The 11,505-nt window shown below is 72.1% G+C and carries 8 protein-coding genes; 6 read left to right on the top strand and 2 right to left on the bottom strand.

The genetic code is table 11. The features are described from left to right. Positions 1-84: 84 nt before the first annotated feature. On the top strand, positions 85-1,647 hold the full coding sequence (locus tag ACWCXH_RS25975; protein WP_449803884.1) for an amino acid permease: 1,563 nt from the start codon (positions 85-87) through the stop codon (positions 1,645-1,647). 148 nt (positions 1,648-1,795) lie between these two features. Beyond that, a complete protein-coding gene (locus ACWCXH_RS25970; protein WP_449803883.1) occupies positions 1,796-3,211 on the top strand; it encodes a glycosyltransferase family 87 protein in 1,416 nt (471 codons plus the stop codon). 52 nt (positions 3,212-3,263) lie between these two features. On the opposite strand, the gene ACWCXH_RS25965 is transcribed toward ACWCXH_RS25970, so the two are convergent. Then, positions 3,264-5,036, bottom strand: a complete 1,773-nt coding sequence (locus ACWCXH_RS25965) for a penicillin-binding transpeptidase domain-containing protein (protein WP_449803882.1) — start codon at positions 5,034-5,036, stop codon at positions 3,264-3,266. A 205-nt stretch (positions 5,037-5,241) separates the two neighbouring features. Next, the gene (locus tag ACWCXH_RS25960) at positions 5,242-7,113 is read right to left on the bottom strand and encodes a dolichyl-phosphate-mannose--protein mannosyltransferase (protein WP_449803881.1); all 1,872 of its coding nucleotides are present in this window, start codon (positions 7,111-7,113) and stop codon (positions 5,242-5,244) included. 97 nt (positions 7,114-7,210) lie between these two features. Between ACWCXH_RS25960 and rsmI the strand changes: the two genes are divergently transcribed. The 4 genes from rsmI to ACWCXH_RS25940 all read left to right on the top strand — a co-directional run bounded on the left by rsmI (position 7,211) and on the right by ACWCXH_RS25940 (position 11,488). Continuing rightward, positions 7,211-8,071, top strand: a complete 861-nt coding sequence (gene rsmI, locus ACWCXH_RS25955; RefSeq protein WP_449803880.1) for a 16S rRNA (cytidine(1402)-2'-O)-methyltransferase — start codon at positions 7,211-7,213, stop codon at positions 8,069-8,071. A 346-nt stretch (positions 8,072-8,417) separates the two neighbouring features. Next, positions 8,418-8,843 (top strand): hypothetical protein, encoded by a 426-nt coding sequence (locus ACWCXH_RS25950; RefSeq protein ID WP_449803879.1) that lies wholly within the window; start codon positions 8,418-8,420, stop codon positions 8,841-8,843. 129 nt (positions 8,844-8,972) lie between these two features. Then, a complete protein-coding gene (gene metG, locus ACWCXH_RS25945; protein ID WP_449803878.1) occupies positions 8,973-10,610 on the top strand; it encodes a methionine--tRNA ligase in 1,638 nt (545 codons plus the stop codon). After that, positions 10,610-11,488 carry a TatD family hydrolase gene (locus ACWCXH_RS25940; RefSeq protein ID WP_449803877.1) on the top strand — a complete coding sequence of 293 codons (879 nt, stop codon included), beginning with the start codon at positions 10,610-10,612 and terminating at the stop codon, positions 11,486-11,488. The genes metG and ACWCXH_RS25940 overlap by 1 nt, the downstream gene beginning before the upstream one ends. Positions 11,489-11,505: the final 17 nt, after the last annotated feature.

Here is an 11,505-nt window from a genome sequence, read left to right as displayed (position 1 = left end):
GTACAATGCGCGGATCGGGACTGTTCGTTTGCGACACTGGTGCATTCGCGGGGTACTGTCCCATCTTTGTTCGGTTGGTCCCTGATGACGCCCCGTATCGCATCCGGTGACCGACCGCTAGGACACCCTCCCCTGCCTAGAAGGACCGCGGTTTTGGCCAGCAACTCCCTTGGTGCGCGTCTGCTGCGACGCAAGCCCGTGTCGTCACTGCTCGCCGAGAGCGAGGGCCGCGACGCCCTCCCGGCCGGCGCGCCGGAGGAGGGCGGACGCTCCGGCATCCACCTCCGCCGCTCCATCGGACTCTGGCAGCTGTCCTCGATCGGCATCGGCGCCACCATCGGCACCGGCATCTTCTTCGTGCTCAACACCGCGGTGCCGTCGGCCGGCCCGGCCGTCATCCTGTCCTTCGTCATCGCCGCCGTCACGGCCGGCCTCACGGCGCTGTGCTACGCCGAGATGGCCTCCGCGATCCCGGTCTCCGGCTCGTCCTACTCCTACGCCTACGCGACCCTCGGCGAGGGCGTCGCGTTCGGCGTCGGCGTCTGCCTGCTGATGGAGTACGGCGTGTCCGCCTCCGCGATCGCGGTGAGCTGGGCCGAGTACCTGAACAAGTTCCTCGACCTGGCCTTCGGGGTCAAGATCCCCGAGCAGCTGTCGGGCGCGCCGGACAGCACCCACTGGTTCAACCTTCCGGCGCTGCTGCTGGTCGCCATGGTCTGCTTCCTGCTGATCCGCGGCGTCAGCGAGTCGGTGAAGGTCAACGCGGCGATGGTCGGGATCAAGATCCTCATCCTGCTGCTGTTCATCGGCGTCGCGATCACCGGCTTCCACTCCGGCAACCTGACCCCGTTCATGCCGCTCGGCATCGGCGGCGTGCAGGTCGCGGCGTCCAGCATCTTCTTCTCGTTCATCGGCCTGGACGCCGTGTCCACCGCCGGTGAGGAGGTCAAGAACCCCCGCCGCACCCTGCCGCTGGCGATCATCATCTCGCTGGTCGTGGTGACCCTGCTCTACATCCTGGTCGCACTGGCCGGCCTCGGCGCCCAGCCGTGGCAGAAGTTCGACGGCCAGGAGGCCGGCCTCGCCCAGATCCTCCAGGACATCACCGGCCAGAGCTGGCCCGCGATGGTCTTCGCGGTCGGTGCGATCGTCTCGATCTTCAGCATCACCCTCGTGGTGATCTACGGCCAGACCCGCATCCTCTACTCGATGGGCCGCGACGGCATGCTGCCCAAGCGCTTCGCCGAGCTCTCGCCGCGCACCGGCACCCCGATCTGGAACACGATCGTGGTCGGCGTCGGCGTGGGCGCGCTCGCCGCGTTCGTCCCCCTGGACGTCCTGGCCGACATCACCAGCCTCGGGACCCTCATCGCCTTCTCCGTCGTCTCGGTGGGCGTCATCGTCCTGCGCCGCACCCAGCCCGACCTGCCGCGCGGCTTCCGGGTGCCCGGCTACCCGGTCGTGCCGCTGCTCAGCGTCGGCTTCTGCGGCTACCTGATCACCGGCCTGCACGCCGACACCTTCCGGGCCGGGGCGATCGCCCTCGCCGTCGCCGTGGTCGTCTACTTCGGCTACAGCATCAAGCACTCCAAGCTGGAGCGCGCGCACGAGCAGCAGGCCGACCCGGTCGACAGCCGGACCGGCTGAGCCGTCTCCTGAACCGGTCCCAGCCGGTTCCGGCGCACACGAAGGGCCGCCCGGCGGTGCGACACCGGGCGGCCCTTCCGGTGTCAATCACGACGCTCGACCGATCCCGGTGGCGACAGCGTCCGGCCCCCACCAATAACCTTCCACCATGGTGAGCACCCGCACGCCCGGCTTCTCCCGCCCGCGCGGCCGGTTCACCGGCCGTTCCAGAACGCCGGCCCCCCAACCGGTCGGACCGCCCTCCAGATCCGACCGCCCCCTGCGCGGCCTGGTCTCCAGAGCCGTCCCCCGCCAGCGCCGCGAGAACACGTTTCCGCCCACGGCCGAGAGAATCGACCCCGCCAGACTCGCCTCCCTCCGCAGCGTCCAGTTGCTCGGCTGCGCCGTCGCGGCCGGCTGGGCGGCCGCCTTCCCGCTCGTCTCCGACCTGCCCAACCAGCGCCTCTGGGGCACCATCGCGGCCCCCGCCTACGCCCTGGCCGGGCTGCTCTGCCTGATCCTGCCGCGCCGTTTCGCGGCCCGCTCCGCCGCTGCGGTCGCCCTGCTCGGGGCCGTTCTCGCACCGCTCGCGCTGCTCGCCCTCCAGGGCCGCCACCAGTCCGAGGTGATGGTGGTCGAGCGCTCGGCCCACCTGCTGCTCACCACCGGCAGCCCCTACCTGCAGCACCCGGTCGTGGTCACCGACTACAACCCGTACCTGCCGGCGATGACCCTCTTCGGAATGCCGCGCCAGCTGCTCGGCAGCGGCGACGCCTTCACCCGGGTCGCCGGGGACGCCCGGATCTGGTTCGCCCTCACCTTCCTCGCCTGCCTGCTGGCCAGCTGGCGGCTGCTGCGGCCGTCCCGGGACCGCGCCCCGCTGCTGCCGCTCGCCGTGCTCACCGCCTCGCCGCTCATAGCGCTCGCCCTCGCCGTCGGCGGGGTCGACCTGCCGCTGATCGGCGTCTGCTGTCTGGCCATGGCCCTCGCCGAGCGCGACCGGACGGTGGGCGCGGGGCTCGTCCTCGCCCTCGCCTGCACCCTCAAGTGGACGGCCTGGCCCGCGCTGCCCGTCGCCGTCCTGCTGCTGTGGCGGCTGTACGGGCGGCGCCCGGCCGCCCGGGCCGGGCTGATCGCGGTCGGCGCGAGCCTGGCCGTGCTCCTGCCGTCCGTGCTGGCCAGGGGGGACGCACTGCGCGAGCAGGTGGTGCTCTTCCCGCTCGGGATGACCGCGATCCGCACCCCGGCCGGCAGTCCGCTGCCCGGCAAGGTGCTGGCCGGCTTCGGGCCGACCGGGCACACCGTTTCGCTGACGCTGATGACCCTGGGCGGTGTCGCGGTGGCGATCTGGGTGCTGGCCCGGCCACCGGTGTCGGCGATCGGCGCCGCCGACCTGCTGGCGGCGGGGCTCGCGATCGCCTTCACGCTGGCCCCGGCCGGGCGCTTCGGGTACCTCGCGCTGCCGGTGGTCCTGGTGATCTGGCCCCGGCTCGCGGCCCGGCGGTGGGTCAGCCGGCCACCCGCCATGGCCCGGCGGCAGCCGCGCACACCGGAACGGCCGGAGCCCGCCCTGCCGCGAGGCTGAGCGGGCTCCGGGGCCCGGCGGGCGCCGACCGCCTCAGGGGGGAGGCGTCCGCCTAGCGGTTGCCGAACGCCTTGAGGAGGGAGGCGACGGCCGGGCCGGCCGCGTCGACGCCGTGGCCGCCGCCCTGCACCTCGGCCGCGACCGCGATGTTGCCGCGGTAGGCGGTGAACCAGCTGTTGGTGGTGGACGCGCCGGCGACCTCGGCGGAGCCGGTCTTGGCGCCCGCGTTGTCGGTGATCCCGGCCATCACGGCCTGGGCCGTGCCGCCGGTGGCGGTGGCGTTCATCATCGTGCGCAGCTTGCCGGCGACGTCCGGCGAGATCTGGCGGGCGGCCGCCTGCTGCGGCAGGCCGGCGACCAGGATGGGCTGCTTGAAGGCGCCGCTCTGGACCGTCGCGGTGATCGAGGCGATCGCCAGCGGGTTCATCTGGACCTTGCCCTGGCCGATGTAGTTCATGGCCTGCTCGTCCTTGCTGCCCGGGGTCGGCGGGATCTTGCCGTCGGAGTTCGGCAGGCCGGTCTTCCACTCCAGGCCGATGCCGTAGACGTCCTTGGCGGTGGAGGCCAGCGTCTCGGGCTTCAGGCTGGTCAGGCCCTGGTTGATGAAGGCGGTGTTGCAGGACACCATGAAGTCCTGCTGGAGCGTGTTGGTCAGGAAGGCACCGGCGAAGTCGTTCGGGATCGCGACCGGGTTGCTGCTCTTCTCCGGGCAGGCCACGTTCGAGTCCGGGTTGATCCCGGTCTCCAGCAGGGCCGTCGAGGTGACGATCTTCATCGTCGAGCCGGGCGCGAGCAGGCCCAGGAAGGCCCGGTTCTGGCCGGTGGCCGGCGCGTTGGCGAAGGCCAGCACCTGGCCGGTGCTCGGCTCGATCGCGACGATGGAGCCCTGCTTGCCGCCCAGGTCGGTCATCGCCTTCTCGGCGGCGGCCTGGATCGCGTTGTCGATCGTCACCTTGAACGGCTTGCCCGGCTTGGGCTCGACGATCGTGAACAGCTTGTCCGGGGCGGCCTTGCCGGACGGGTCGTTGATGACGACCGCGCTGCCGGCGTCCTGGTCCTTGTTCGGGTCCGGCGGCAGCAGCTTGTGGGCGTTGTCCTGCAGGGTGGCCATCAGCGCCGGGGTGAGCGAGGCACCTTGCAGCGCCTTGCCGTTGCGGTCCACGACGGTGGACGGCGGGGAGAAGACCTGCTGGGTGGCGATCGTCTCGTTCCCGGACAGGTGCGGGTGGATCACGCTCGGCGCCCAGTGCACGGCCGGGGTGTCGTCGCTCATCTTCACGACGCTGAGGAAGCCGTTGTAGTCCCAGACCCGGGCGGTGCCCTCGAACTCGGCGCGCGCCTTGAAACCCATCAGTACGCCGGCGGGCGCGGGGGTGGCGGCGGCGGACGGCGAGTCGCTCGCGCCGGGCGTGCCGGTGGCCGAGGGGGTCGCGGACGCGGAGGGCGCGCCGGACGGCTTGGCCGGGGTGGGGGTGCCGGTGGCCGAGGCGAAGGCCTGCGGGGTGGCCGGGCCGGACGGGGTCAGGGTCAGCGCGCTCGGCTTGACCTGGTCCCGGAAGGCGGTCAGTGCGGCCGTGGCGGCGTCCGGGTTGTCGGTCAGCGAGGCGGCCTTCGCCACGTCGCCGGCCGCCCAGGCCGCCAGGAAGTCCTTGGCGCCGCCGGCCGCCTGGTCGGCGGAGGGGGGTTCGGCGACCACCGTGCGGGGCTTCTTGGCCGACCCGGAGTCGGTCGAGCTGCCCATCAGGCTGTACGCGCCGTAGCCGCCGCCCGCGAGCACGGCGACGGACACGCCGGTGATGATGCCGATCTTCGCGCCTTTGTGCATGGTGCTGCTCCCCCAAGGGTCTGGCGACTAACGCGGTACTGACCCCCACCCTAGGCAGGCCGACTCGGTGCGCCGACGAAACGCCCGGGAGTTGTGACGGTTCTGGTACGTGTCGAACATCGCATACGGACGGCCTCCGTACCGGTTATCGGACCGAATGACAGGACCGGGTGGCAGAACCGGACGGCCGGACGGGCCGGCGGGCTCAGATCCAGCTGTTGAACCACATCCGCTGGCGCCAGTCGTCCATCGGGATCGTCTGCCCGGAGAACAGCGGGAAGAAGAACAGGAAGTTCCAGACGATCAGCAGGATCAGCAGGCCGGCCGACGCGGAGCCGATGATCCGGCGGTCCCGGGAGGCGCCGGGCGGCCCGATCATCGCGCCGACCATCATCGTCACCGCGAGCACCAGGAACGGGACGAAGGCGACCGCGTAGAAGAGGAAGATCGTCCGCTGCTGGTACTCGAACCAGGGCAGGTAGCCGGCCGCCAGGCCGCACAGCAGCGCACCGGCCCGCCAGTCCCGCCGGGCCGCCCAGCGCCACAGGCAGTACACCAGGGCGACGCAGGCCGCCCACCAGAGCAGCGGGGTGCCGAGGCCGAGCACCTCGCGGGCGCACTCGGCCGCGGTGCAGCCGTCCTGGCCCGTCTTCGGGGACTCGTAGTAGAAGGACACCGGCCGGCCCAGCACCAGCCAGCTCCACGGGTTCGACTGGTAGGTGTGCGGGTCGGTCAGGTGGGTGTGGAAGTCGTACATCGTGGAGTGGTAGTGCCACAGGGCGCGCAGGCCCTCCGGGATCCACGGGTAGTCGGTGCTCCGGCCGGCCGCCCAGTCGCGGCCCCAGCCGCCCTGGCCGGGCGCGCTGCTGCTGGCGAACCAGCCCCACCACGAGGTGATGTAGACGCCCAGCGAGACCACGACGATCGAGACGAAGGCGGGCAGCGCGTCCCGCGTGAGCGCCGCGAGGTACGGGCGCGGGGCGCCGGCCAGGCGGCGCGCGCCCGCGTCCCACAGCACGGTCATCAGGCCGAAGGCGGCCGCGACGTACAGGCCGCTCCACTTGGTCGCGCAGGTCAGTCCGACGCAGACGCCGGCCGCGATCCGGTACGGGCGCCAGCCCAGGTGCACCCGCTGCGCGAGTGCGGCGTTCGCGACGCCGTCGAGCCTGGCCGCCAGCAGGGCCCTGGCGCGGTCCCGGTCCAGGATCAGGAAGCCGAAGGCGGCGAGGATCCAGAACATCACCACGAGGTCCAGCAGGGCCGAGCGGCTGAGCACGAAGTGCAGGCCGTCCACCGAGAGCAGCAGGCCGGCCACGCAGCCCAGCAGGGTGGAGCGGAACAGGCGGCGGGCGATCCGGGCGATCATCAGCACGGATATGGTGCCGAGCAGGGCCACCGCGAAGCGCCAGCCGAAGGGGTTCATCCCGAACACCCACTCGCCGAAGCCGATGATCCACTTGCCCACGGGCGGGTGGACGACGTAGCCGGCCATCGGGCGGTAGGGGGCCGTCCCGTCCTTCATGATCTGGTCGTTGGCGCCGTCCGGCCAGTTGATCTCGTAGCCGCCGTGCCAGAGCGCGTACGCGTCCTTCGCGTAGTACGTCTCGTCGAAGATGATCGCGTGCGGCTGGCCGAGGTCGGTGAACCGCAGGATCCCGGCGAACAGCGCCACCGCGACCGGGCCCAGCCAGCCCGACCAGCGGCACAGCCACGACCAGAGGGCCGGCGGCACGGACACGCCGAGGCGCAGCAGCAGCGGTGACGGCGGGACGTCGTCCGGCGTGACCCCGGGCCCGTCCGGCATCGGCGGCACCAGGCGTTCGGCGAGCGGCGCGGCCGGGCGGGGCGCGTAGCCGAAGCCGGCGAGGCGCTGTCGCCAGGCGGCGGGCCGGTCGGCCTGATCCTCCTGTGGTCGGTTCCCCTCCGGTCGGTCCGCCTCCGGCCGGTCCGTCTCGGGCGGGCGCGGGGCCGGGACGGCGGCGGGCACGGCACCGGACGGCAGGTCCGCCGCGCCGCCGCCGCCCTGCGCGGAGTGGTCTGTGCCAGTGGGCGTCTGCGCCGCCGTGTCGCCGTTCATCCGCCACATCGTAGGGGCGGTGTCCGTACGCGTGTCCGGTCCCTCGGAAGCTGCCCGGTTCGTCACCATAAGCGCGCGGGCTGGAAGGATGGGGTCCGTGACAGGAGTACTCGTTCTCGCAGGCACCCCCATCGGCGACGTCTCGGACGCCCCGCCCCGGCTGCTCACCGAACTCGCCACCGCGGATGTGATCGCGGCCGAGGACACCCGGCGGCTGCGCCGGCTGACCCAGGCGCTCGGGGTGACCCCGGCCGGGCGGGTGGTCTCCTACTTCGAGGGCAACGAGGTCGGCCGCACCCCCGAACTGGTCGAGGCGCTGCTCGGCGGCGCCCGGGTGCTGCTGGTCACGGACGCCGGCATGCCGTCCGTCTCCGACCCCGGCTACCGGCTCGTCGCCGCGGCCGTCGCGGCCGACGTCAAGGTGACCGCGGTGCCCGGGCCGTCCGCGGTGCTGACCGCGCTCGCCCTGTCCGGGCTGCCCGTCGACCGCTTCACCTTCGAGGGCTTCCTGCCGCGCAAGACCGGCGACCGGGCCCGGCAGCTCGCCTCGATCGCCGCCGAGCCGCGCACCATGGTCTTCTTCGAGGCGCCGCACCGGATCGCCGAGGCGCTGGCGGCGATGGCCGAGGCGTTCGGGCCCGAGCGGCCCGCGGCGGTGTGCCGGGAGCTGACCAAGACCTACGAGGAGGTCAAGCGCGGCCCGATCGGCGAGCTGGCGGCCTGGGCGGCCGAGGGCGTCAAGGGCGAGATCACCGTCGTCGTCGCGGGGGCCCCGCCGGCCGCGCCGCAGGAGCTCACGCCGGCCGAGCTGGCCCGGCTGGTGGCCGTCCGGGAGGAGGCCGGGGAGCACCGCAAGGAGGCCATCGCGGCCGTCGCGGCGGAGCTGTCGCTGCCCAAGCGCGAGGTGTTCGACGCGGTCGTCGCGGCGAAGAGGGGCGGTTCCGGGGCGGGGAAGTAGGACGCTCCGGGGTGTGGGTTCAGGCGGTGGAGAAGGACGGCTCCGGGCGGGGAGATACGGTTCGGAGCCGGGAAGAAGGACCGGCGGACGCCGGTTTGATAAAGGGGTGAATTCCCGGGGGTTGCGTGGCGGGCGGTGAGTCGTACCTTGGAATGAAGGCCCCGGTAAACACCCACTGAGCTGAAGCTTTGGCCGCGGTTCCCGCAAAGGATCCGACGTTCCGTATAGGGATCCCCAACCCGCATCCAAGTCTTCACAAGCAGGGCATCGCCAGGGGCGGTCCGGGCATTTCCTGGAATGGAAAGACCCAGCCGGGCGGGCGCTCGGCGGGCGCTGGGAGACGGCTATGAGCGAGATGATCGGTAGCCCCCTCGGTGGCAACGCGCTGAGCGACCCCGGCCTGGCCGGACGGCCGCACACTCCCGTCGAGACCGTACGGGAGGCCTACTCCTTCGCGTGCCTGAAGTGCGGGTACGGGTGGGAGCAGGCGTACGACATCGAGCACCACGTCGCCAGGGACGGCCACGTCGTGTTCGAGTACCACGCCAACGGTGTCCGGGTACCGTCCCCGCTGCTCAAGCCGACCTGCCCGGGGTGTGGTGGACACACCGTCCGGATCATGCGCGAGGGCCGGGTGGCCGTCGCCGACCAGCCCTGGCAGCACGCCCCCGGCTACCCGGCGCACGCCGAGCCGGCCGGGGCGCCCGCGGTGCCCGGGCCCGTGAAGCCGCGCGGACGCTGGGCCCGGTTCTGGTCGCGGCTGCTGGGCTGACACCGGGGGTGCGCAGCGGGGCCGCCCTCCCGTGAGGGCCGAGGGCGGCCCCGGTGCTCCCGCGTCCCGCTGTCTCGCCCCTGGAACACGGTCGAGGGTCGCTCCCGTGCACGACTAAGCTTTCCGACCATGGCGGCCACTGCAGACCACAGCACCACCGGGGCGAGCGCCCCGGCGTACTACGTTTCCACCCCGATCTACTACGTCAACGATCGCCCGCACCTGGGCCACGCGTACACCACCGTGGCGGGCGACGTCCTCACCCGCTGGCACCGCCAGCGCGGCGAGAAGGTGTGGTACCTGACCGGCACCGACGAGCACGGTCAGAAGATCATGCGGACCGCCGAGGCCAACGGCGTGACCCCGCAGGAGTGGTGCGACAAGCTGGTCGAGGAGGCGTGGAAGCCGCTCTGGGAGCACCTGGAGATCGCCAACGACGACTTCATCCGCACCACCCAGCAGCGGCACACCGACCGCGTGCAGGAATTCGTCCAGGACCTGTACGACAAGGGCGAGATCTACAAGGGCGGTTACTCCGGTCCGTACTGCGTCGGCTGCGAGGAGTTCAAGCTCCCGGCCGAACTGCTCGACGGCGCCACCGAGGACGAGAAGCTCTGCGCCGTGCACAAGCGGCCGGTCGAATGGCTGGAGGAGGAGAACTACTTCTTCCGTCTCTCCGCCTACGGACCGAAGCTGCTGGAGTTCTACGCCGCCAACCCGGACTTCATCCAGCCCGCCTCGGCCCGCAACGAGGTGCTGCGCTTCGTCGAGCAGGACCTGAAGGACCTCTCGATCTCCCGCTCCACCTTCAACTGGGGCGTGCCGCTGCCCTGGGACGAGAAGCACGTCCTCTACGTGTGGGTCGACGCGCTGCAGAACTACATCACCGCCGCCGGCTACGGCAGCGACCCGGAGCGCTTCGCCGAGCTGTGGCCCGCCTCGGTCCACCTGGTCGGCAAGGACATCCTGCGCTTCCACGCGGTCATCTGGCCCGCCATGCTGATGGCCGCGGGGCTGCCGCTGCCCAAGCGGGTCGTCGCCAACGGCTGGCTGATGGTCGGCGGCGAGAAGATGTCCAAGTCCAACCTGACCGGCATCGCGCCCACCGACCTCACCTCGCACTTCGGCGTGGACGCCTACCGGTACTACTTCCTGCGTGCGATCCCGTTCGGCACCGACGGCTCGTTCTCCTGGGAGGACTTCACCGCCCGGTACACCTCCGAACTCGCCAACGACTTCGGCAACCTGGCCTCCCGCGTCGCCGCGATGGTCGGCAAGTACTTCGACGGTGTGCTGCCGGCGGCCGCGGCTCCGGGTGAGGCCGAGCAGGCCGTCGCCGCGGGCCTTTCCGCCGCCGTCGCCACGGCCGACCGGAAGATCGGCGAGGAGCTCGACTTCGCGGGCGGCCTCGCGGCGATCTTCGAGTTCGTCAAGCAGGTCAACGGCTACATCACCGAGCAGGAGCCCTGGAAGGTCGCCAAGGACGACTCGGAGGAGGGCCGGGCGCGCCTCGCCACCATCCTCTACACCGCCGCCGAGTCGCTGCGCGCCACCGCCGTCCTGCTCAACCCGGTGATGCCGTCCACGGCCGAGAAGCTGTGGGCCTCGCTGGGGGCGGAGGCGGCCGGGCTGGGTGCGCTGTCCGCGCAGACCGTCGCCACCGTGGCCGACTGGGGCCGTCTGCCCGTCGGTGCCACCGTCACCAAGGGCGACATCCTCTTCCCGCGCCTCGAAGAGAAGCCCGCCGAGGGGAAGCCCGCCTCCTGATGCCGAAGAAGGACGACGACCGGTCGACCCCGCCGCCGCTGCCGGAACCCCTGGCGGTGGCGGTGGCCGACTCGCACACGCACCTGGACATGCAGTCCGGCACGCCCGCGGAGGGCCTGGCCCGCGCGGCCTCGGTCGGGGTCACCACCGTCGTCCAGGTCGGCTGCGACGTGCCCGGCTCACGCTGGGCCGCCGAGCTGGCCGCCCAGTTCGAGCAGGTCCACGCGGCCGTCGCGCTGCACCCCAACGAGGCGCCGCGGATCTTCCTCGGCGACCCCGACGGCTGGTCCGGGCAGCAGCGCCCGGCCGGCGGCGCGGCGGCGCTGGAGGAGGCCCTCGCCGAGATCGACGCGCTCGCCGCGCTGCCGCAGGTGCGCGCCGTCGGCGAGACCGGCCTCGACTACTTCCGCACCGGGCCCGAGGGCGTGGAGATCCAGAAGGAGTCGTTCCGCCGGCACATCGAGATCGCCAAGCGGCACGGCAAGGCCCTGGTCATCCACGACCGCGACGCCCACGAGGACGTCATCGCCGTCCTGCTGGAGGAGGGCGCACCGGAGCGCGTGGTGTTCCACTGCTACTCCGGCGACGCCGAGATGGCCAAGGTGTGCGCCGAGCACGGCTGGTACCTCTCCTTCGCCGGGCCGGTCACCTTCAAGGCCAACCAGCCGCTGCGCGACGCCCTCGCGGTCACCCCGCTCGACCGCGTCCTGGTCGAGACGGACGCGCCGTTCCTCACCCCGCACCCGTACCGGGGTCGGCCCAACGCGCCGTACCTGATTCCGGTCACGGTGCGGTCGATGGCGGCGACGCTGGGGCTGCACGAGGACGAGCTGTCGGCAGCGATCGCGGAGAACACGGCGCGGGCCTTCGGGTACTGAGATCGACCTCGCCGAGG

Source organism: Kitasatospora sp. NPDC001660, assembly GCF_053596725.1.
This window is presented reverse-complemented; position numbering and strand designations above follow the sequence as displayed.